This is a genomic window from Mesorhizobium vachelliae (assembly GCF_033977325.1).
GTDB classification, from domain to species: Bacteria; Pseudomonadota; Alphaproteobacteria; order Rhizobiales; family Rhizobiaceae; genus Mesorhizobium; species Mesorhizobium vachelliae.
Genome location: NZ_JAVIIR010000015.1, coordinates 131,352 through 153,356 on the forward strand (window position 1 = coordinate 131,352; position 22,005 = coordinate 153,356).

The 22,005-nt window shown below is 64.3% G+C and carries 19 protein-coding genes; 9 read left to right on the plus strand and 10 right to left on the minus strand.

Annotated features, from left to right (window positions below; translation table 11 throughout):
* Positions 1-273 precede the first annotated feature (273 nt).
* Positions 274-1,419: a KamA family radical SAM protein gene (locus tag RFM41_RS26985; protein WP_320252356.1), complete on the minus strand. Its 1,146-nt coding sequence runs from the start codon at positions 1,417-1,419 to the stop codon at positions 274-276.
* A gap of 249 nt (positions 1,420-1,668) precedes the next feature.
* Here RFM41_RS26985 and RFM41_RS26990 point away from each other — a divergent pair, with 249 nt between their 5' ends.
* Complete coding sequence (locus RFM41_RS26990) at positions 1,669-2,604, plus strand: hypothetical protein (RefSeq protein WP_320252355.1); 936 nt, start codon at positions 1,669-1,671, stop codon at positions 2,602-2,604.
* Positions 2,605-2,618: 14 nt separating this feature from the next.
* On the opposite strand, the gene RFM41_RS26995 is transcribed toward RFM41_RS26990, so the two are convergent.
* Positions 2,619-4,175 carry a serine hydrolase gene (locus RFM41_RS26995; RefSeq protein WP_320252354.1) on the minus strand — a complete coding sequence of 519 codons (1,557 nt, stop codon included), beginning with the start codon at positions 4,173-4,175 and terminating at the stop codon, positions 2,619-2,621.
* 161 nt (positions 4,176-4,336) lie between these two features.
* On the opposite strand from RFM41_RS26995, the gene RFM41_RS27000 reads away from it, so the two are divergent.
* The 3 genes from RFM41_RS27000 (at position 4,337) to RFM41_RS27010 (ending at position 7,743) form a co-directional block, all read left to right on the plus strand.
* Positions 4,337-6,007 (plus strand): acyl-CoA synthetase, encoded by a 1,671-nt coding sequence (locus tag RFM41_RS27000; protein ID WP_320252353.1) that lies wholly within the window; start codon positions 4,337-4,339, stop codon positions 6,005-6,007.
* 88 nt (positions 6,008-6,095) lie between these two features.
* Positions 6,096-6,977 carry a hypothetical protein gene (locus tag RFM41_RS27005; RefSeq protein WP_320319314.1) on the plus strand — a complete coding sequence of 294 codons (882 nt, stop codon included), beginning with the start codon at positions 6,096-6,098 and terminating at the stop codon, positions 6,975-6,977.
* 187 nt (positions 6,978-7,164) lie between these two features.
* The gene (locus tag RFM41_RS27010) at positions 7,165-7,743 is read left to right on the plus strand and encodes a flagellar basal body-associated protein FliL (RefSeq protein WP_320252351.1); all 579 of its coding nucleotides are present in this window, start codon (positions 7,165-7,167) and stop codon (positions 7,741-7,743) included.
* 20 nt (positions 7,744-7,763) lie between these two features.
* Here RFM41_RS27010 and RFM41_RS27015 read toward each other — a convergent pair whose 3' ends face one another.
* Positions 7,764-9,188, minus strand: coding sequence for a coiled-coil domain-containing protein (locus RFM41_RS27015; protein WP_320252350.1), 1,425 nt, complete (start codon positions 9,186-9,188; stop codon positions 7,764-7,766).
* A 526-nt stretch (positions 9,189-9,714) separates the two neighbouring features.
* On the opposite strand from RFM41_RS27015, the gene htpG reads away from it, so the two are divergent.
* Together htpG and RFM41_RS27025 are read left to right on the plus strand one after the other, a co-directional pair.
* On the plus strand, positions 9,715-11,601 hold the full coding sequence (gene htpG / locus RFM41_RS27020) for a molecular chaperone HtpG (protein WP_320252349.1): 1,887 nt from the start codon (positions 9,715-9,717) through the stop codon (positions 11,599-11,601).
* Positions 11,602-12,150: 549 nt separating this feature from the next.
* Positions 12,151-12,831: a type 1 glutamine amidotransferase gene (locus tag RFM41_RS27025; RefSeq protein ID WP_320252348.1), complete on the plus strand. Its 681-nt coding sequence runs from the start codon at positions 12,151-12,153 to the stop codon at positions 12,829-12,831.
* A gap of 105 nt (positions 12,832-12,936) precedes the next feature.
* Here RFM41_RS27025 and RFM41_RS27030 read toward each other — a convergent pair whose 3' ends face one another.
* The 5 genes from RFM41_RS27030 to RFM41_RS27050 form a co-directional block, all read right to left on the minus strand.
* Entirely contained in the window at positions 12,937-14,559 is a 1,623-nt protein-coding gene (locus tag RFM41_RS27030) for an ABC-F family ATP-binding cassette domain-containing protein (protein WP_320252347.1), read from the minus strand.
* A 296-nt stretch (positions 14,560-14,855) separates the two neighbouring features.
* A complete protein-coding gene (locus tag RFM41_RS27035) occupies positions 14,856-15,599 on the minus strand; it encodes a 2OG-Fe(II) oxygenase (protein WP_320252346.1) in 744 nt (247 codons plus the stop codon).
* 267 nt (positions 15,600-15,866) lie between these two features.
* Positions 15,867-16,394, minus strand: a complete 528-nt coding sequence (locus RFM41_RS27040) for a carboxymuconolactone decarboxylase family protein (RefSeq protein WP_320252345.1) — start codon at positions 16,392-16,394, stop codon at positions 15,867-15,869.
* A 6-nt stretch (positions 16,395-16,400) separates the two neighbouring features.
* Positions 16,401-16,823 carry an OsmC family protein gene (locus tag RFM41_RS27045; protein ID WP_320252344.1) on the minus strand — a complete coding sequence of 141 codons (423 nt, stop codon included), beginning with the start codon at positions 16,821-16,823 and terminating at the stop codon, positions 16,401-16,403.
* A gap of 232 nt (positions 16,824-17,055) precedes the next feature.
* A complete protein-coding gene (locus tag RFM41_RS27050; RefSeq protein WP_320252343.1) occupies positions 17,056-18,588 on the minus strand; it encodes an acid phosphatase in 1,533 nt (510 codons plus the stop codon).
* 167 nt (positions 18,589-18,755) lie between these two features.
* Between RFM41_RS27050 and RFM41_RS27055 the strand changes: the two genes are divergently transcribed.
* Together RFM41_RS27055 and RFM41_RS27060 are read left to right on the plus strand one after the other, a co-directional pair.
* Complete coding sequence (locus tag RFM41_RS27055; RefSeq protein ID WP_320252342.1) at positions 18,756-19,994, plus strand: cytochrome-c peroxidase; 1,239 nt, start codon at positions 18,756-18,758, stop codon at positions 19,992-19,994.
* Positions 19,995-20,144: 150 nt separating this feature from the next.
* A complete protein-coding gene (locus RFM41_RS27060; protein ID WP_320252341.1) occupies positions 20,145-20,396 on the plus strand; it encodes a hypothetical protein in 252 nt (83 codons plus the stop codon).
* 51 nt (positions 20,397-20,447) lie between these two features.
* Here the strand turns inward: RFM41_RS27060 and RFM41_RS27065 are convergent, their stop codons facing one another.
* A complete protein-coding gene (locus RFM41_RS27065) occupies positions 20,448-21,035 on the minus strand; it encodes a dihydrofolate reductase family protein (RefSeq protein WP_320252340.1) in 588 nt (195 codons plus the stop codon).
* 101 nt (positions 21,036-21,136) lie between these two features.
* Here RFM41_RS27065 and RFM41_RS27070 point away from each other — a divergent pair, with 101 nt between their 5' ends.
* Positions 21,137-21,553 (plus strand): winged helix-turn-helix transcriptional regulator, encoded by a 417-nt coding sequence (locus RFM41_RS27070; protein WP_320252339.1) that lies wholly within the window; start codon positions 21,137-21,139, stop codon positions 21,551-21,553.
* A gap of 118 nt (positions 21,554-21,671) precedes the next feature.
* Here the strand turns inward: RFM41_RS27070 and RFM41_RS27075 are convergent, their stop codons facing one another.
* Positions 21,672-21,887, minus strand: a complete 216-nt coding sequence (locus RFM41_RS27075) for a hypothetical protein (protein ID WP_320252338.1) — start codon at positions 21,885-21,887, stop codon at positions 21,672-21,674.
* Positions 21,888-22,005: the final 118 nt, after the last annotated feature.

Sequence of the window (22,005 nt, forward strand, 5' to 3'; positions counted from 1 at the left end):
GCAGGCGAGGCTCAAGGATCGCTAGTAGGGACCTAGCTTGGGACTTACTCAGTTGCAGACTTTTTAATGATCCAGGAGGATCAATGATGATCCACCCGGATCATCTGCAGTATCGGGCTTTTTGCGGGCCGCTGCATCATGCAAACGAAGGGCCAGGCGGATCCCTACAGCGCGCCGCGATCTTTCAGATTCGCTCCATGCGCTTCAGGTTTTTGATTTTACGCATGTCTTTATCCCGAAACCGATTCCCGCTTTCGGGAGACATGCTTTAGCTCACAGATGCGGTTCCGACAGGCCCGCCACCACCTCGCGATACTCCCGCGCCTCGCCGTCCTGGCCGCGAATGCGCCACGTTCCACCGTCGCGGCTCTCGATATGGCTCGCCGCCAGCGGCACCTTGCCGCCACCGTCGGGCAGGTCGATGACATAGGTCGGGTTGCAGATGCCGGAGAGCCGCCGGCGCAGCTCGGCCACCAGCGCCTGGCCTTCGGCAATCGTGGTGCGGCGGTGCGCCATGCCGCGCGCGAGGTCGCCGTGATGCAGATAATAGGGCTTTACGCCCAGCCGATACATCAGCTCGCGGCAGAGCTCCTCCAGCACCTCGACCTTGTCGTTGACGCCTTTCAGGAGAACGCTCTGGTTGAGCAGCACGAAGCCCACCTGCCGCATGGCGCGGCAAGCCGCCTCGGCTTCAGCGGTGAGCTCGCGCGGGTGGTTGAAGTGAGTGACCACGCTCACCATCAGCCGGCCCTGCAGCGCGTCGACCATGCCGGCCGTTATGCGCGACGGCAGCGCCACCGGCACGCGGGTGTGGATGCGCAGGAGGCGCAGATGCGGGATCGCCTCCAGGTGGGCGCGGATTTCGGCCAACGCCTTGTCGGGCAGCGACAGCGGATCGCCTCCGGTCAGGATCACCTCGCGGATTTCCGGGTGCCCGACGATATAGGCCAGCGCCGGTTCCAGCGCTTCGCGCGTGTAGCCGCGGCCGATCGACGTCAGCGACTCTTTCCTGAAGCAGAAACGGCAATAGACGGCGCACTGATAGGTCGGGAACAAAAGCACCCTGTCGGCATGGCGGTGTGTCAGCCTGGGCGCCGGGCTGAAGGCGTGGTCGCCGATCGGATCGTCGAGCTCGCCTTCGGCGATGATGAGCTCGTCCGGCGACGGGATCACCTGGGCGCGGATCGGATCGTCGGGGTCGTTCCAGTCGATCAGGTCGAGATAAGGTTTGGGCACGCGCACCTTGTGGGCGGCCGCTGCTTCCTGCGCGGCTTCGCGCTCGGCGGGCGACAGCGGCAGGGAGGCGAGGTCGCGGACATGGCGCACGCCGGCGCGGACGTCGTCCTGCCAGGCGTCGCCATTCTTTCGGGCAGAATCAGGATCGCGCGCGGCGGCCGGTTCTCTGAGGTCTGAGGTCATCGGGATCTCGGGTGGCAATTCGCGCGGGATATCGGCCCGATCGACGGCGGGGTCAATGGCGAGCGAGGTCGCGGTGTCCGACGTGCACCATAGGTATTTGAGCGAAGTACCATTAGAGCAATTCCAGGAAAAGTGTGAGCGGTTTTCCGTCCGGAGTTGCGCAAAAACAAAGAGATAGGGCGTTTCGCCGTTTCCGTGAAACGGTGAAATGCACTAGTCTGCGCTGTCCGGGGCTTCGGGGCGACACAAATGGATTTCAGCGCAGGCCATGGCTACCTCCTCATTGGCGGCCTCATCCTTATCGGGGCCGGCTTGCTGATCATTTCGCTGATCGTCAATCTGCGCGTGGCGCACAGCGTGCGCGACGACGTGCGCCACCGCGAAAAACTGCTGGAATATTATCGCAACATCTTCTCGCAGCTGGGGGTGATCCTGATCGGCATCGGCGTCTCGCTGTTCATCTTCTTCTTCCAGCAGAACTACCAGGACCAGCGCAAACGCGAGACCGAGCTGCAGCAGGTGCTCGCCAAGCTCGCCGCACGCGTGGCCCGCGGCGCGCCGGTCATGCAGTCGCTCGATGAATTCGACGAGCTGCTCGACGAGGGCGGGCCCTATCTCAGCCCCGATCTCGGCGGCAAGAACACCGCCGTCACCCTCCAGGGGACAGAGCTCGGCAAGCAGGCCGCCAAGATCCTTCTGGTCGAGCGCGACATCGATCTTGGGGACTTCGAAGCACTAAACCTGTCGCGCGATTTCGAATCCTCCTTCGTCCTCAACGAGCTTGATCCCAGGCTGTGGTTCGACATCGTGCGCGACGAGAGCGAGATCAAATACGCTACCACCCAGCTTGCGTTCGACTACAAGGACCTGCAGCAGACGATTGGCGGCGGGCCAGCGGAGACAGTGGTAGCCGACCCCGAAAAGGGGCGCAGGATCAAGCAGGAAGTGCTCGACATCTTCTACGATGCCGACTTGCTGCGCCAGCGTGCCAGAAGGCAGCTGGCCCGAGCCTGCTGGCTTTTCGGCCAAGGGCGCGGCTTCGTCAAAGCTGTGCCGGTGGATGAGATCGAGGCCGACGCCAAATCGCACCAGGTATGGCTCGACCGGTCGAAGCCGGTACTCACGCAGTCCAGGTCAGGCAGCGGCGACTGTTTCGCGCTGCTGCAGTATAAGCGAGTGTCCTGACGGCCCGGCCGTTTTCAATCGGGGATACGCTGCAGCGTACCCAGATGATTGTCATCGAGGAATTCGATGATCATCGCCGACGCCTTGCCGTTGGGGCCGACGACGAAGCTCACAGCCGCCGGCCTGTCAGGCATCTCGGCGTCGGGATAGGTCAGGAACTGGTCGCCATCGAAATGCCTCAGCGGATAGGACCGCGCCCCGGCCGGCCCGACCTTGAGCATGAGGCCGTCTCCGGCGCCCGATACCACGGCTTCGCCAATGAAGTCGTTGGCATAGCGGCCGGCATAGGCGCCGGCGGAGGCGGCCGGCCTTGGCGGAGACGGCGGCGTGGCATAGGTCGCCTTGGCCGCCGCGATCCCGGGGCCGAACATGCCGGAATAGATGCTGTCCCATGCGCCGACCCAGTCCTTCTCCACCTTGCCGTCGAAGACGAGGTCGGCAAAGCTGTCGGACAGCCCTTCCGGCACGCCGGACGGAAAGGCATTGGCGAGGACGACGATGCCGAGCTTCTCCTTGGGGAAGACCGTCGCCACGGTACGCGCGCCGGTGCTGAAGGCGCCGGAGTGCCCCCAGCTCAGCCCGTGCCGCCCGAATTCGACGTTCCAGCCGAGGCCGTAGAACGACTCGCCGCCGGAGACGGGGTTCTTGCCCCGCGTCATCAGCGGCACATGCATCTGGTCCATGGCGTCGGCTGAGATCAGCGGCTTGCCGTCATAGACGCCGTCGCCGATCACAAGGCGCATCCATTGCGCGAGATCGCGCGCGGTGGAACTGACCCCGCCGGCAGGCGCCTGCGCATCCGGCTCGCGCTTGACCTTCGGGGCCCAGGCGCCATCGACCATGACGTGGAGCGCGGCGCGATTGGCGTGCTTGACGAAATCCGCATGACGCGAGCTGGTCGAAACCATGCCGAGCGGGCGGTAGAGCTTTTCCTCGGCGACATCTTCCCAGGACTTGCCTGTCGGTTTGGCGGCCGCGACGGCACCCTCGGTCAGCCCGAAATTGGAGTAGGAATAGCCGGAGCGAAAGCTCGACGACGGCGGCACGAAGCGCAGCCGATGCAGGATCGTGGCGCGATCGTAGCCGATGTTTTCGAGATCGTCGCCGGCGGTGCCCGGCAGCCCGCTGCGATGCGCGAAGAGGTCGCGCACCGTGAGTTGGCTGGTGGGATAGGGATCGGCCAGCCGGAAGGCCGGATCGAGGTCGGCGATCCTGGAATCCCACGACACGATGCCGTCGCCGACCAGCGCCGCGACGATAGTGGCGGAGACCGGCTTGGAGAGTGAGGCGATCTGGAACACGGTGTCGGCATCGACGGTTTCCGGCTTGCCGGCCTCGCGATGCCCAAAACCCTTGAGGAAGACCACCTTGTCGTCATGCACGACGGCAATGGCGAGGCCGGGCACGCCACCCTTGGCGATGACGCCGTCTGCCAGGGCTTCGAGCTTGGGCAAGGCCGCCGCGACGCGCTCGGGCGTGATGGGATCGGCCGACGCTGCACGCGGCCAAAGCGCCATCACGGCGGCAAGGGCCCAAATCCCCTGATGGCAGACACTCCAAACAAGCCGCATGCGCGCCTCCCCTGCCTGCATTCATTGACAATCGTACAGCCAGGCATCGATAAGGCCAACCCGCCTCCGACTTTCGCCGCAATCGACCGGTGCGGCGTTTTCGGGCAATCTCATCGGGCGGCGATCATGGGGAGATGATCCGCCGCCGAGGGAGGATTGCCATGACCAAGATGCAAGCGCTGCCGCGCTACGAAGACGCCGTTGCGCAATTTCGCATCGAGGACGAGATCGCGCGCCTTCACGGCGATCCCGCCACCGGCATCAACGCCTATGTCGAGTGTTGCGGCCGCTATACCGGCGAAAACCGGCTGGCGCTGCGCGCGATCTCGGCCGGCGGGGAACTGCGCGAATATTCCTTCGACGATCTGGCCGACATGGCGGGCCGCGTCGGCACCCTGCTCAAAAGTGTCGGCGTCGGCCCCGGCGATGTCGTGGCCGGCATGCTGCCGCGCATTCCCGAGCTGGTGGCGCTGATCCTCGGCACATGGCGCGTCGGCGCGGTCTACCAGCCTCTGTTCACCGCTTTCGGGCCGAAAGCGGTCGAGCATCGCCTCAGCTACAGCAAGGCGAAGCTGGTGGTGACCAACCCCGCGAACCGAGGCAAGCTCGACGAGGTGGAAAATCATCCGCGCATCGCCACCCTTCTTGGACCCGGCGATATGCTGCCCGCCGGCGATATCGATTTCCGCGCCGCCCTTGCCGCCGCCTCCCCTAATTGCGAACCGGTGATGCGCAAGGGCTCGGACCTGTTCATGATGATGTCGACCTCGGGCACGACAGGACATCCGAAAGGCGTGCCGGTGCCGCTCAGCGCGCTGCTTGCTTTCGGCGCCTATATGCGCGACGCGATCGGGCTCACGCCTGACGACATCTTCTGGAACATCGCCGATCCCGGCTGGGCCTATGGACTCTACTACGCCATCACCGGACCCTTGCAGCTCGGCATCGCCACCACCTTCTACGAAGGCGCCTTCAACGCCAAATCGACCTACGACATCATCGAGCGCCTGGGCGTCACCAGCCTTGCCGGCTCGCCGACGGCCTATCGCCTGCTGATGGCGGAAGGGCCGGAGGCGGCCGCGCGCGTCAAAGGAAGACTGCGCGTGGTGAGCAGCGCCGGCGAGCCGCTCAACCCGGAAGTGATCCGCTGGTTCGACACCAACCTCGCCGCGCCGATCCACGACCATTATGGCCAGACCGAGAACGGCATGATGGTCAACAACCATCACGGGCTGGCGCATCTTGTCCGAGCGGGATCCGCCGGCTTCGCCATGCCGGGCTACCGCATGGTGGTGCTGGATGACGAAGGCAAAGAGCTCGGCCCCAACCAGCCCGGCGTGCTCGCGGTCGATATCGCGAACTCACCGCTGCGCTGGTTCGGCGGCTACCACGAGGCGGAGACGCCCGCGATTGCCGGCGGCTATTACCGCACCGGCGACACCGTGGAATACGAGCCGGACGGCTCCGTCTCCTTCATCGGCCGCGCCGACGACGTGATCACCTCGTCCGGCTACCGCATCGGGCCGTTCGATGTCGAAAGCGCGCTGATCGAGCATCCGGCCGTCAACGAGGCGGCGGTGGTCGGCGTGCCCGACCCGCAGCGCACCGAGATCGTCAAGGCGTTGGTGGTGCTGGCGCCCGCCTTCCAGGGCAGCGAAGCACTGGCCGAGGAGCTCGCCCAGCACGTGAAGAAGCGGCTGTCGGCGCACTCCTACCCGCGCGAGGTGGAGTTCGTCAGCGAATTGCCGAAGACGCCGAGCGGCAAGATCCAGCGGTTCCTGCTGCGCAAGGCCGAGGTGGGGAAGCGGAATAAAGATTTGCTCCCACCCTGATTTCCGCCACGCAAAAGCCGCCAAGTCGGGCGATGGCTCGCATGGGCATTTGATCGCTAACCTTGGGGGTTGCAGCATGCGGTTGGTCTTGACACTTCTCCTCACGCTGGCGGGCAGCACGGCACTCGCCGCCTCGCCGGAAGACGATTATATCGCCGCGCGCGACAAGGCGATCGCCGATATCACGGCGCAGGAAAGCGCCAACACCGCCATCGAAACCATCGATGCGCAGAACGAGAAGGCGCTCGCCGATCTCCAGCAGCGTCTCACCGCCCTTCTCGGTCCGCTTTCGGTCAAGGGTTTTCCAGCGACCGGCACCAACAATATCGAAAGCCTCAATGCTTCCGATATCGGCTACGGCATGCTCGACGGCTTGCGGTATGCCCAGAGCGATGACGGCCCGAGCATCGTCGCCTCGACGCGCGGGCTGACCGAGCGCTGGCTCAAGTCCAAATCAGCCGAGACGGAAGCGGATTTCAAGCTGCCCACCGACATCGGCGCAGCGTTGAAGCTCGATGGTTTCTACACCCAGGCTATAGGCAGCGACGCCGCATTCTCCGGCACACTCGACTTTTCGCTGAAGAAGCCTGACGGCGCCGACATGGCCATCGCGCGGCTCGGCGGCTGGACACAGGATGTCGGGCCGATCTACGACCAGCATGTGGTGGTGGCGATCGTGAAAGGCGACCGGGTGCTGATCGCCGAGGCGCCTGCCTCGCCCGCCGTGCCGAAGATCGCGGCCTGCGATTCGATCTGGGCAGCCGCCGACGCCGCCGCCCAGAAAGCCCAGCAGGCCGATCAGGGCTCGGATCAGGACAACCCGCAGGCTTCCGATCCCGCCAACGCCGCCTGGGAAAAGGGCGACGCCGACTACCGCGCCTGCATGGCCCAACACCTGCCCGACGATCCGTCCTTCCCGGCGCTGCTCAAGCAGGCGCAGGACCTCGCCGACAGCATGGCGGGGCAGTAGGAAACTGCCTTAGTGCATTTCACCGTTTCGCGGAAACGGTGAAATGCACTATCTCTTTGTTTTTACGCAATTCCGAACGGAAAACCGCTCACACTTTTCCTGGAATTGCTCTAGCGGCTCGGCGGCCCTTTTTCCGTCGAATTGATGAGCCTGACTTGGCGGAAGGCTTGCGGTCGGAGGTACCGGAATGACGCGGCTTATTCTCGCAATGTTGTGGGTGGCGATGCTGGCGCTTCCGGCCCATGCCGGCGGAGCGACCGCAGGGCTTGCCGACGCCACGGTGCTGATCGTCCGGCACGGCGAAAAGCCAGACAGCGGCACCGGACTTTCTCCGGCCGGCGAGGCCCGCGCGAAGGCCTATGTGCATTACTTCCAGCCGCTCAGGCTCGATGACGGCACGAACTTTCGCCCGGACGTGCTGGTGGCCAGCGCCGATTCCCACAACAGCGCGCGTGAGCGGCTGACGCTGACGCCGCTGGGCGAGGCGCTGAACCTGCCCATCGACCAGCGCTTCGCTGACAAGGACGTCAAGGCGCTGGTCAAGGCTTTGTCGAGTGAAAGCCATGGCAAGTCCATCCTGATCGCCTGGCACCATGGCGAGCTGGCCAAGCTGATCAAGGCCTTCGGCGCCGATCCCGACGCGCTGCTGCCCGGCGGCAAGTGGCCCGGCGATGTCTTCGACTGGGTAGTGGTGCTTCGCTTCGATCAGGCGGGCAAGCTCATCCCTGGCTCGGAACATATCATGAGCGAAAAGCTGGCGGACTGAGCGGTCCCCGAACCGATCCCTCAGCCTCCGTTCGCCCGCATGTTGCGCCGGGGGACACGCCGTGCGGCGGGGCGCACCGTTTCCGCGATAATCCCGTTGGCCTGGGGCGCGGCGTCCTTGCGCGACCTTGCGTCCGTTACCCTGTGAAGGCGCTCGTAAGGCAGCAATTCCCGGATGCGGGCGTTGAGCGCTTCGACTTCGGCGCGCAAATCCTCGCATTCCTGCTTCTGGATATCGAGCTGGATCTGCTCGGACGCCTGCTGCAGCGAAAGCTGTGAGAGGTTAGTGTTGACCACCGACAGGTTCTTCTTGTCGGCTTCGCTCTCGTCCCTGAGAACGGCGAGCCTTTCCTCCGCAATCTGGCGTTCGGTCACGGCATCGTTCAGCTGGCCCTTGAGCCTGGTGATCTCGGCCGTGGCTTCGCTATGGTCGGTCGAGACATGATCCAAACGCGACTGCAATTCCTGGATCTCGGCACGCAGACCGCGCATTTCCGCCTGGCTGCGCGCCAATTCGGCGGCACCGTCGCTTTCGGCGATCCGCGCCGCCTCTGCTGTTTCGGCAAGTTTGGTCTGCGTTGCCTCCAGCGCCTTCTGCAGCCGGGTCTCTTCTTTTTCGTGGTTGCCGAGTTGAGCCATCAGCTCGGCGATATGGGCGGTTTCGCCGGCGTGGGTCGCCGCGAACTCATCGAATTTGTGCCGGGCCTCGGCCTCGCGCTTTTGCGCCTGCTCCAGATCGACCGAGAGGCCGACCTGCTTTTCGCGCAGCAGCTTGTTCTCAGCCCCGCGTCTGTCGACTTCGACGGTCTTGGCGGTCAGGGCCTTGACGATCTCGCCGAACTCCGTCTCGCGCCTGGCGCTCTCATTGCTCATCTCCACCAGCTCCAGGCGCACGGCGGCAAGCGCCGAGCGCAGCTGCTCGCGGTCCTGGACGAGGCTCGCCTCGCGCTGCTGCCAGGCCTCGGCCGCGCCGTCACGCTCGCGCTGCTTGCGGGCGGCGTCGAGCAATTGTTCCGAGAGCGCCTTGTGCTCGGTGTTGAGAGCGAAGTTTGCCAGCTCCAGCTCGTTGGAGCGTAACACGTCCCTATGGAAGACGTTGAGGACCTCACGCGTCATATGATGCGCGGTGGCAATCTCCGCCAGCTTCGCCTCGATCTCCTGCAGATGCCCCTGCCCGTCGCGGAAAAGCCCGGCGACGGCCTCCAGGGCCGCCAGCCGCGTCTGGGTGTGCGGCGTCAGCCGCGATGGAGCTGCTTCGGGTTGCTCTTCGGGCGGCGGGTTCTCGTCGCTTGCCACCAGTTCCTGGCCGGCAACGGCGTCGTCCTCCGCCGGCGGCCGTTCATCATCTTTAAGAACATCCTCGAATGCTTCCGCCAGATCCGATTGGAGTTCCTGAAACTCCTTGTCGACGTCCTCGGCCCGCTTGATCAGAGACTTGAAATTCATCACGGCACATCCCTTACGCTCGACGACACACCTTTTACGCTCGCCCCCGGGCGTACTTAACGAATTGCTAATCTATCCCTTTACCTTCCGTTCGGGAAGCCTATGCAAAGGAAACCGAAATTAAGGTTATCGCTGGTCCCAATCTTGCGCGGATCCGCTGCCTGGTGATCTCTCGCCCGTTCGTAACATATGTTAATTTCGTCTCTGGATGGATGCTGAAAGCCCGGGTCGCAAAAGGGAAAGACGGCGAGCTGCTTGTCATCATTCACATGACCGATGCGAAGATTTTCAAGGCCTCAAACGAGCACTAAAAGTGAAGCCTCCCGCCCCGCCGAAGCCTCGCGATTGAACGGCGCTCGATGGAGCCGTCCTTCTCCGCACCTCTTGTTGCCTTCCCGTGCCATCCCGATATTGTCCGTGCCGAAGCCGGTCCCATCCGGACCTCGGACACAATTGAAACAACCGCAGGATAAACCCCTGAACGCTTCCGGCGCGTCAGGCAGAATGGAGATTTGGGAAAGTCGAGATGACGGATCAGAAGACGGAAACCAGGACATTCGAGGCGGATGTATCGCGGCTGCTGCACATGATGGTGCATTCGGTCTATTCGGACCGCGACGTGTTCCTGCGCGAGCTGATCTCCAACGCGGCGGATGCCTGTGAGAAGCTGCGCTTCGAGGCCGTGAGCCGGCCCGAGCTTCTGGGCGATGATCCGAAGCCGCGCATCACCATCGCCGCCGATCCGGACAACAAGCAGCTTGTTGTCGAGGACAACGGCATCGGAATGAGCCGCGACGAGATGGCGGAGGCGCTTGGCACGATCGCGCGCTCCGGCACGCGCGCCTTCCTGGAGCGCGTCGAGGCCGGCAAGGCGGCAGAAGACACGCAGCTCATCGGCCAGTTCGGCGTCGGCTTCTACTCGGCCTTCATGGTCGCCGACCGTGTCGACGTCATCAGCCGCCAGGCCGGCGGCGACGAGGCCTTCCGCTGGTCATCCGACGGCAAGGGCACCTATGAGATCGCGCCGGCGCCGCTCGAGGCGGCGCCCAAGCGCGGCACGCGCGTCGTGCTGCATCTGATGGAGGACGCCTCTTCCTACACCACGCCCTACCGGCTCGAAGGGCTGGCGAAGTCGCAGTCCGGCCATGTGCCGGTGCCGATCACGCTTGTCGAAAAGCCCGGCGCCGAGCCGCGCGACATCGCCGACGGCACGGCGCTGTGGGTACGGCAGAAGAGCGAGATCAAGCCGGAGGAATATACCGATTTCTACCGCAGCATCGCCGGCCAGTATGATGAGCCGGCCTCCACCATCCATTTCCGCGCCGAGGGCCGGCAGGAATACAGCGTGCTCGCCTTCGTGCCCGGATCGCGGCCGTTCGACCTCTTCGACCAGGACCGCAAGGGCCGCATGAAGCTCTATGTGCGGCGCGTCTTCATCACCCACGATGCCGATCTCCTGCCGCGCTACCTGCGTTTCGTGCGCGGCCTGGTCGATTCCGCCGATCTGCCGCTCAATGTCTCGCGCGAAATGATCCAGGAAAGCCCCCTGCTCGCCGCGATCCGCAAGGGCGTGACCAACCGCGTTCTCGGCGACCTCGCCAAAACGGCCGAGAACGATGCCGAAACCTATGCGAAAATCTGGGAGAACTTCGGCGTCGTCCTCAAGGAAGGCCTCTATGAGGACTACGAGCGGCGCGAGCAGCTGCTGAAGCTTGCCCGCTTCCGCTCGACCGTTTCGGGCGAGGGCTGGCGCAGCCTGGCCGACTATGTTGGAGCGATGAAGGAAGGCCAGAAGGCGATCTTCTTCATGGCCGGCGACGACCGTGCGCGGCTCGAAGCCTCGCCGCAGCTCGAAGGTTTTCGGGCGCGCGGCATAGAGGTGCTGTTGCTCACCGACCCGGTCGACAGTTTCTGGGTGACGATGGGGCCGGAATTCGACGGCAAGTCGTTCAAGTCGGTGACGCAGGGCGCGGCGGAGCTTGCCGATGTCGCGCTGCCCGAGGATGCGGCGAAGCCCGACGCCGAGACGTCATCGGATATCGCGACGTTCCTCGCCTTCGTGAAGACGACGCTCGGCGAGGAGGTGTCGGACGTGAAGGCTTCCGACCGGCTGACCGAAAGCGCCGTCTGCCTTGTCGCGCCGGAGCATGGCCCCGATCGTCAGTTCGAGCGGCTGCTCAACGCCGCCGGCCGGCTCGACAAGGCCGCCAAGCCGATCCTCGAGATCAACCCCCGCCACGAGCGCGTGGCGGCGCTGGCGAAACTCGGCGACGACGACAAGGCCTTCAAGGAAGACGCCGCGCATCTGCTTTACGACGAAGCGCGCGTGCTCGACGGTGACAAGCCGGCGGACGCCAAGGCCTTCTCGGCGCGGCTTGCCCGGCTGATAGATCGCGGCTTGGCGAAGGGGTGATGGGCGCCGAACACTTGAAATACGTGCCAAGCGGAAAACCGTGGTTCAATCACCGGCGGTTTGTTGGCGTTTGCGCCATACCGCCCATCCAATGGTCATGCCTATAACAAGCGACGGAGCCCATATGACCGAAAGTTTAATGAACCGGCCAGAAATGTAACCAAGTTCATAGGCAGTCAATTCACCGGTGGCCGCATGTCCTGGCACAAGACCGAAGACAGCTAGCGCTGCGACAAGAGCGCCAAGAGGAATTCCAAGCCGCGGACCGTACTTTGCTACGAGCAGCAGACCAATAAGGAATGGTACGACTACGATGACGAAATTCTGGTATGTAAGTGCCGAAAGTATCATTCTTGGAAGGCCGTCCCAGATACTTAGCGTAACCGATTGCAATGTGCCCTAAGACCCTGCTTGTTCGCAATGGGTCGTGTGCTGAATGAGTTTCAGCCGTCACAACGCCAGCGTCCAGCGGTAACTGGGCGCTGGCACATTTCCGACGAGCCGCTTAGCCTTATCGTTTCCCACGGATAAGCGGCAGGAGCCTCCCTGATGAAGCGCATTGTTCTGGTCAGGCACTCGGAAGAGCCGGGCGACGATCATGTCCAGACGACGCTCACGGCCAACGGCCATGCGGTCACGACCGCGGTGCCGTTCAAGGGCGAGGCGATCGATCTCGAAAATGTCGACGGGGCCGTGATCTATGGCGGCCCGTTCAACGTCTTCGATACCGACAAGCATCCGTTCCTCGATCACGAAGCCGCGCTGATCGAGCATTGCCTGGACAACGACCTGCCGCTGCTCGGCATCTGCCAGGGCGCGCAGCAGATCGCCTGGCATCTCGGCGCCGATGTCGGGCCGGTGGAAAGCGGCATCAGGGAGTTCGGCTATTTCGAGATCACGCCCACCGCCGAGGCCGGCGACTTCCTCGATCGGCCGCTCTTCCTGCCGCAGAACCATTTTCATACTTTTGCCCTGCCGGCTGGCGCGGTGCATCTTGCCTCGAGCGAGACCTTCCCCAACCAGGCGTTCCGGATCGGCGACAAGACCTACGCCTTGCAGTTCCATGCCGAGCAGGGTCCAGTCGGCTTCCGGCGCTGGCAGGAACGGCAAGGCGCGCCCTACGGAACGCTCGGCGCGCAGGAGCGGGACGAGCAGGACCGGCTGATGGAAGCCCACCACGCGGCACAGCTTGCCTGGTTCAGCGGCTTTGTGACGAAGCTTTTCGGCTGAGGCACCTAAAGCGCGTCGCGATCTTTCAGATTCGCTCCATGCGCTTTAGGTTTTCGATTTTACGCATGTCTCCCGAAACCGGTTCCCACTTTCGGGAGACATGCTTTAGCTCCTCAGCCCAGGCGCTTCCTGGCCGGTGCGGGCGACATATTCCGTATAGCCGCCGCCATAGGTGTGGATGCCTTCGGGCGTCAGCTCCAGCACGCGGTTCGACAACGCCGCCAGGAAATGGCGGTCGTGCGAGACGAAGAGCATCGTGCCCTCATATTGTGACAGCGCCTCGATCAGCATCTGCTTGGTGGTGATGTCGAGATGGTTGGTCGGCTCGTCCAGCACCAGGAGATTGGGCGGATCGAACAGCATCAGCGCCATCACCAGCCGCGCCTTCTCGCCGCCCGACAGCACGCGGCACTTCTTCTCGATCTCGTCGCCGGAAAAGCCGAAGCAGCCGGCCAAAGCGCGCAGCGGCGCCTGGCCGGCCTGAGGGAAATTGTCCTCCAACGTCTGGAACACCGTGCGCTCGCCATCGAGCAGCTCCATGGCGTGCTGGGCGAAATAGCCCATCTTGACGCTCGGGCCGCGCGCGACGGTGCCCTCGTCCGGCTCGGAGGCGCCGGCGACCAGCTTCAGCAGCGTCGACTTGCCGGCGCCGTTGACGCCCATCACGCACCAGCGCTCGCGGCGGCGGATCTGGAAGTCGAGGCCCGAATAGATATTGCGGCTGCCATAGGCCTTGTGGATGCCCTTCAGCGTCGCCACGTCCTCGCCGCAGCGCGGCGCCGGCTGGAACTCGAAGGCCACCGTCTGGCGGCGCTTCGGCGGCTCGACGCGGTCGATCTTGTCGAGCTTCTTCACCCGGCTCTGCACCTGCGCGGCATGCGAAGCGCGCGCCTTGAAGCGCTCGATGAAGGCGATCTCCTTGGCCAGCATCGCCTGCTGGCGCTCGAATTGCGCCTGCAACTGCTTGTCGGCCAGCGCGCGCTGCTCCTGGTAGAACTCGTAGTTGCCGGAATAGGAGGTGAGCGCGCCGGCGTCGATCTCGATGATCTTCGTCACGATGCGGTTCATGAACTCACGGTCGTGCGAGGTCATCAACAGCGCGCCGTCGTAATCCTTGAGGAATTTCTCCAGCCAGATCAGGCTTTCGAGGTCGAGATGGTTCGACGGTTCGTCGAGCAGCATGACGTCGGGCCGCATCAGCAGAATGCGGGCGAGCGCCACGCGCATCTTCCAGCCGCCGGAGAGCTTTGAAACGTCGCCGTCCATCATCTCCTGGGAGAAGCCAAGGCCATCGAGCACCTCACGGGCGCGGCCGTCCAGCGCATAGCCGTCGAGCTCCTCGAAGCGATGCTGCAATTCGCCATAGCGCTCGATGATCTGATCCATCTCGTCGGCGCGGCCGGGATCGCCCATGGCATGCTCGAGCTCGCGCATCTCGGCGGCCACCGCGCTCACCGGCCCCGCCCCTTCCATGACCTCGGCGACGGCGCTCAAGCCGCCCATGTCGCCGACATCCTGGCTGAAATAGCCGATGGTGACGCCGCGATCGATCGAGACCTGTCCCTCGTCCGGTTGCTCCTGGCCGATGATCATGCGGAACAAGGTCGTCTTGCCGGCGCCGTTCGGGCCGACCAGGCCGACCTTCTCGCCCTTCTGCAAGGCGGCCGAGGCTTCGATGAAGACGATCTGTCGGCCGTTCTGCTTGCCGATATTTTCAAGACGGATCATGGGGCGGTCCGGGAAACTGCGCTGGGATGGCGGGATTGCCCGGGCGTGTACGCGAATGAAGATGCGGAGGGAAGAGGCAGAAGCGCCGCAGATGGGGCGATGGAGGTTGGCTAAGGCGGCGCAACAGCTGATCTCCCCCCTTGAGGGGGAGATGGCCGGCAGGCCAGAGGGGGTCGTCTCACATGGAGCGCCGACGCCTTGTCCTAAGCAAGGAAGAAGCTGGCGTTCCATGCGCAGCGACCCCCTCTGTCGCCTCCGGCGACATCTCCCCCTCGAGGGGGGAGATTGGCCCCGCTCTACTTCGCGTCGTGGAAGATGATACCCACCGTATGCCGACGCCCTGAGCGCAGCCGGCTGACGCCGTGGCGCAGGTTGACCCGATAAAAGCCTTTTGTCCCCTGCACCGGCCGGTTGTGCACGGCGAAGATCACCGCGTCGCCGCGCTTCAACGGCACCACCTCGGCGCGGCTCTGCATGCGCGGGCGCTGCTCGGTGAGCACGAACTCGCCGCCGGTGAAATCCTCGCCGGGCTCGGACAACAGGATCGCCACCTGCAACGGAAAGGCGAGCGCGCCATAGAGGTCCTGGTGCAGGCAGTTGAAGTCGCCTGGGCCGTATTGCAGGAGAAGCGGCGTCGGCCTCACCTGGCCCTCGGCGTGGCAGCGCTTCAGGAACGCGGCGTGGTCGGCGGGATAGCGTTGCGCCACCCCCATCTTCTCGTTCCAGTCGTTGGCGACCGTGGCGAGGCGCGGATAGAGGGCCGTGCGCAGCCCCTCGATCAGGTCCGGCAGCGGGTAGCTGAAATAGCGGTATTCACCTTTGCCGAAGCCGTGACGGGCCATCACCACATGACTGCGGAAATGCTCTTCATGCGGGTAGAGGCCGGCGATCTGGGCGCATTCTTCCGCCGACAGCAGGCCGGGCATGACGGCGCAGCCATGGGCGCTGAGGTCAGAGACGAGGTTGCGCCAGTCTTGTGCCTCGACACGGGATTCAGCGGAGCGGCTGGCGCGCTTGGTGTCGAGGGAGTGAACGGTCATGGCTTGGCTCCTTGCTTGCCCGCAAAATGGTGCGAAGGCGATGCGGGAACCACCCGATTCCTGCGGAGGCGGGTCGTGGAGAAGTCGGCGGGACAGCGCCCCCCTCTGCCCTGCCGGGCATCTCCCCCACTTGGGGGGAGATTGGCAGCTTTGGCGACGGCGCTCGTTCTTGCGACACCGGAGATTGGCGAAAGCGGCGGCGACAGCCGATCTCCCCCCTTGTGGGGGAGATGTCCGGCAGGACAGAGGGCGCGAAGGATCTCGGCCTCAGCCTTTTCTGCGATACCTCTCCAGCTCCGGATCGAGATCGACCTTCACCGCGTTGGTGAACACACAGGTCGCGACCATAATGCCGGCGAAGGCGGTGAGATTGACGAGCAACGTCTCGTCATAGCGCGCTTTGAGCGCGGCCCAGGTTTCATCGGTAACCGTATTGGCATCGGCTGCGACCGCCTTGCCGAAGCCGATCAGCAGCGCTTCGTCGGTGGTGGGCTCGACCGCATCGGGATCGAGGCCATTGTCGATCAGCGCGCGGCGGAAGAAGGTCATCGGGATTTCGGCGCGCATCGTCTCGGCGATTGCCTTCGAGATCAGCCAGATGGCGCGGTCGTCGAGCGTGGGCTTGAGAAGATCGCGCAGCGTGAACCATTCGGCGTAGATGCGATGTGCGGCCGGCGAATGCAGCAGGATGCGCTTCATGTTGGTCATGCGGCCGCGCAGCGCGAGCTCGCGGTCGTGCTCGGCGCGGATGTCTTCCGAGGTGGTGGCGTAGTCGATCGGCGAAAGATGCGCCATCGCGATTCACCCCAGCGTCGCGTGAAGCGCAGGCGCGCCGCGCAGCGTGTTGGAGACGGTGCAGATGTCCTCGGCATCCGCCAGGATGCGCTGCTTGGTGGCGGCATTTAGGTCGCCGGCGATCTCCAGTTTGATGGCGAACGTTTCGACCCGCGACGGCTCGTCCTTCGCCTTCTCGCCAGTGACATCCGCCCTCACCTCTCCGAGCCGGTCGGCGACGCCGAGACGCGTGGCGGCGATGCGGGCGCTGAGCACCATGCAGGCGGCCAGAGACGCGTAAAGCAGGTCGAGCGGGCTGAAGCCGGGCGCGCTGACCTGCGTGACCACATCGACGGCGCCGCCGGTCGGGGTGGTTATGGTGGGCAGGCCACCCGGCGGCAGGACGGCAACCGCGCCGACGTTTCGGGTTCTGACTTTGAGGTCCGCCATTGGATGTCCTTCGTCTGATCTGATGGCAACAGATAGCGGACAGCTAAGGCAAATGGTCAAGGGCAAGGCGTTGGGCGACTGGCGTTTCCTCGCCCCCATGAATGTGGGGGAGAGGTGGCTCGGTGAAGCCGAGACAGAGAGGGGAGCGCCCTACGAAAGCCCCTCCTCCGTCCGCTTCGCGGACACCTCTCCCCCGCCTCTGGCGGGGGCGAGGAACCCAAGTTCCGAGACGCTACTTCGTCAGATCGAGCGCCGCCGTCAGGTCGCCCATCGGCGGCTGGTCGTTGTTGCGCAGCGCCTTGTCGCGGGCGACGATGCCGGGCAGCACCGGCAGGTCGTAGCGGTTGGTGATGAAACGCAGGATCGAGGTGGTGTCGTACTGCGTGTGGTCGACCATGCCCATCTTCGCATAGGGCGAGATGATGAAGGCCGGGATGCGGTTGCCGGGGCCCCAGCGATCGGCCTTGGGCGGCGCGACGTGATCCCAGAAGCCGCCATTCTCGTCATAGGTGATGACGACCAGCATGTGAGCCCATTGCGGGCTCTTCTCCAGATGCGAAACGAGGTCGGCCAGGTGCTGGTCGCCGGACGTCACATCGGCATAGCCGGCATGTTCGTTGAGGTTGCCCTGCGGCTTGTAGAAGGTGACCGCCGGCAGCTTGCCGTCGTCGATCGCCTTGATGAACTCGACGCCGTCGAGGCCGCCATCCCTGATGTGCTCGGCGCGCGCGGCCGTGCCCGGCGCGTAGGCGGCGAAATAGTTGAAGGGCTGATGGTGGAACTGGAAATTCGGAACGGGCGTGGCGTTCTTGCCGTCGAGCGCCGCCTGCCAGGCACCTGAATACCAGGCCCATGAGATACCCTTGAGCGACAGCAGATCGCCGATGGTGATCTCGTGCTGCGGCGGCAGCGTGGTGGGCGCAGCCGGATCGGCCAGCGCCTTGTCGCCGCCCTCGGCCGGCTTGTTGGCGCTCGGCTGGTAAGGCGGCTGCATGGTGTTGACGGCGTAGAAGTCGGGCGTGATGGCACCGTCATTGGCAAATTTCGGCACGCCGCCCAGCGCCGAAGGCGGCGAATTGTCGGCCGATTTCAGCGTCACGCCGTCCGGTTCGACGACGGCTATCTGGCCCTTCACCGGGCTGGTGTCTGCATTCGGGTAATAAGGCGCGCAGGCGCAGGCGAGCATGAAGTGGTTGAGGAAGGAGCCGCCGAAGGCGCCCTGGAAGAAATTGTCCGCGAGCACGTATTTCTTGGCGATCGCCCACATCGGCAGGTTGGAGCCATCGTAATGGCCCATCACCAGCGAGCCGGAATCGGCCCAGGCGACGAATTTGTCATTCCGACCGCCATCGATCTGCATCTGCTCCTGGTAGAAGCGGTGCCAGAGATCGTGCGTGACGACGTTGGTGCCCTCGTTGAAGCCCTTGGGATCGTCGATGGCGAAGGTCGCGTTGGCCAGATGCGCGCTCTGCGCTTCCGTCACCGCCGGCGTCACGCCCTTGCCGGTCAGCCCGCCCCAGGCCGGCGGCAGCTCGGAAAGCGGCTTGCCGTCGCGGTCGAGCTGGCGCGCCTGGTCGGGCGACACGTTGGCTAGGCCGTTGGCGCCGGGGAAGCCGCCATAGAGATTATCGAAGCTGCGGTTCTCGGCGTAAATGACGACGACGGTGTCGATCTTGTCGTAGCCGGGAGGAGCGGCCTGGGCAGCAGCGGAGAACGATGCCAGCGCCGTGGAAGCGAGGCAAAGCGAGAGGAAGGACCGGATCATTGGAAAATGCCTCGTGGCTGGGGAATGGCTGGAGGAACAAGGCGACGCTAGGGCGAGTGGTTGTCAGCTTTGTGACAGGTGGAGCGCCATCTCCGAGGGGAGACAGGGCCGCGTCATCAATCCGTAGCAAATCACCCCTACGCCGTTGGCGAACGGGATTAACCGCCATGATCCACCGGATATCCGCCGCACTTGTCGCCACCATCATCCTGTGGCCAAGCGACGGTCTCCCTACCGGCAGCGTCCATCCCGGCCCGATGTCGCGCCAGGAAGCCTTTGCTCGCGCCGATGCGCTGACGGCGCTCGGGCGGCAGATGTTCTTCGATCCGTCTCTCTCGGCCTCAGGCAAGCAGGCCTGCTCGTCCTGCCATGATCCCAACCACGCTTTCGGACCGGCCTCTGCGGCGCCGGTCGAGATGGGCGGACCTAACCTCGACCAGCCCGGCGTTCGCGCCGTGCCGTCGCTGCGCTACCTGCAGGCCGCACCCGCCTTCACCGAGCATTTTTACGACTCCGAGGACGAAGGCGACGAAAGCGTCGACAATGGTCCGACCGGCGGCCTGACCTGGGACGGCCGCGCCGACCACGGCAAGGACCAGGCGAAGATCCCGCTGCTGTCGCCCTTCGAGATGGGCAATAAGGACGAGGACGAGGTGGTCGCCAGCCTGCGCAAGGCGCCCTATGCCGACGCCTTCAAGGCAGTCTTCGGCGCCGATGTGTTTGAGCATCCTCACGACGCCTTCGACGCCGCGGTGGAAGCGCTGGGCACCTTCGAGCAGAGCAGCACCGATTTCTATCCCTATTCCAGCCGCTACGACGCTTTCCTCGCCGGCAAGGCGCAGCTCTCGGCGCAGGAATTGCGCGGCCGCGTGCTGTTCGAGGACGCGGCGAAGGGCAATTGCGCAAGCTGCCATCTGAGCGAGCCCGCCAATGACGGCGAGCCGCCGCAATTCACCGACTACGGCCTGATCGCGATTGCCGTGCCGCGCAACCCGGCGATCCCGGCCAATGCCGACCCGAATTATGTCGACCTTGGCCTCTGCGGCCCGCTGCGCACCGATTTCAAGGGCCGCGCCGAATATTGCGGGCTGTTCAAGACCCCGACGCTGCGCAACGTGGCCTTGCGCAAAAGCTTCTTCCACAATGGCTATTTCCACACGCTGCGCGAGGCGGTCGCCTTCTATGCCAGCCGCGACAGCGACCCCGCGCGCTGGTATCCGAAGAAGGCCGACGGAACGGTCGACAAATTCGACGACCTGCCAAAGGCTTACTGGCCGAACCTCAACACCGACCCACCGTTCAACGGCAAAAAGCCCGGCGACAAGCCGGCGCTGACCGACACCGAGATCGATGACATCGTCGCCTTCCTCGGCACGCTGACCGACGCCGACCAGGCGGGGCAATAGGGCAAGCGGCCAAGGAGATTGGCGGACGCACGGCCTGATTGCAGCCCAGATCCCGATATCCACCATAAATGTGTGCCAATGTGAGCCACGTCATAGGAACGCCAAGTCGCGCCTGCTATGTTGCCCATCTCTTCACAGATGGAGTCTCCGATGAGGTTCGTCGCGGTGCAGGAGCCGCCCGGGAGCAGCTGGGCGGTGTTCGATGCAGGCAATGGGGCGCCGGCGGAATATGCCGGCCGGGTGCTTATCGGCCTGACATGGCGCGAGGCCCGCTGGTTCGTCGCCGCGGGCAACGACCATAGAGCCTGGCCGCGCCCCGGCCGGCCAGCCGGGCAACTGCGGCTCGTCAGCGGAGGCGGTTCCCAGTCGATTCGGGAAAGGCACGGCCAAACAGGCAGTTGAGAAGACTCGCTGCCAGATTGATTCAAGGCAGCGCGGCCTTGGTTGCGCCTCTCATCGCGCCGGCGCGTAGCGGCTCACCACCATGCCGCTGGCGTAGGGCTTCGAGCCGAGGAGCTTCAGCCTGCCAAAACCGGCCCTGTCGAAGATGCGGCGGCCGCTGCCCAGCACCGCCGGATTGATGAAGAGCTGGAAGTCGTCGACCAGGCCGGCGGCGATCAGCGCGGACGCAAAGCCCGCGCCGCCGAACACGGCGATGTCGCCGCCCGCGCCTTGCTTCAACGCGTTGACCTCGCGCGGCAGGTCGCCGCTCACGACCTGTGTGCGCTCCCAGCGTGACGTCTGGAGCTTGTCGCTCGCCACGACCTTCTCAGCCTCGACGATACGTTGCGCGAAGGCGTAGAAAGGGTCCCGCGGATATTTCCTTGCGGCATTGCTCCAATGGGTGAGGTACCCCTCCTCCGCCATCTTGCGGCTCAACAGGATGGTGTCGATGCCCGCAAAGACCGCGTTGAAGTCCCGCTTGAGCTCCTCGTCCCAGGCGCTCTCATCGCCCCACTCCCAGAGCTGCCAGCGACGGTCCTCATCGGCGCCGACGAAACCGTCGACCGACATCTGCATCTGCAGGATGAGCTTCTTCATGTCCGGCCTCCTCGCGCTCAATTGCTTTACTTTCGGAACCATTTGACCCAGATCGGGAAATGATGTCAATAGTAAAGTGATTTAAAAACGGAACCATTCCGATGTCGACCAAGGGACGATCCGGCTGTCCGATCAATCTGTCGCTGGAATTACTCGGCGACCGCTGGACACTGCTCATCATCCGCGACCTGGCCTTCGCCGGGAAAAAGCATTTTCGCGAATTCCTGCAATCCGACGAAGGCATCTCGTCACGCACGCTGGCCGAGCGGCTGCAGACGCTGGTCGACGAAGGCGTCCTCACCCGCAGCGACGACCCGAGCCACGGGCTGAAGGCGATCTACCGGCTGACCAAGGCCGGCATCGACCTGTTGCCGGTGCTGGCGACACTGGGCGCCTGGGGCAGCAAATATCGCAACGCGGACGACAAGCTCGCGCGGATAGCGAATGAGCTCGCGGCCGGTGGCCAGCCGGCCCTCGAGCGGATGAAAGAGAAGCTCAGGGCGGAGCATCTGGGGTAGCGGGTAAAACCTCGGCGAAAGGCGAAATCGCGAGCGACAGCGCCCCTCTCCCCGTGAGGGGCAGCGCAGATTTTCAGCGACGGCAATAAGTCCTAAGGACGAAGCTCCCCCTCGCCTGTCAGCGAGCCCGCCCGCGCCGCAGCGGCCCGGCCGGCTCCTCGGCCGGCGGCTCCCCGGGCAGCCCCAATCGCAGCCGCTCCTCCTCGGCGAAGATCTCGGCCTGCGCGTGGATATCGAACACTTGCTGCATCAGCCGGCCGCCATCGACGACGCGCACGATCCATTGGCCATTGATGGCTTTCACGCGAACACTGTCGGGCTCACTCGTTACCATATACAGCTCCTGCTCTTCGCTCGAAGAACTGCCTAACTCCTTCCCAATACGATCTAGCGCGCCTGAAGTTGCCGAAAAGTGGGGCTTATCGGCCTTAGTGCAAAGCGGCTCACCGTTA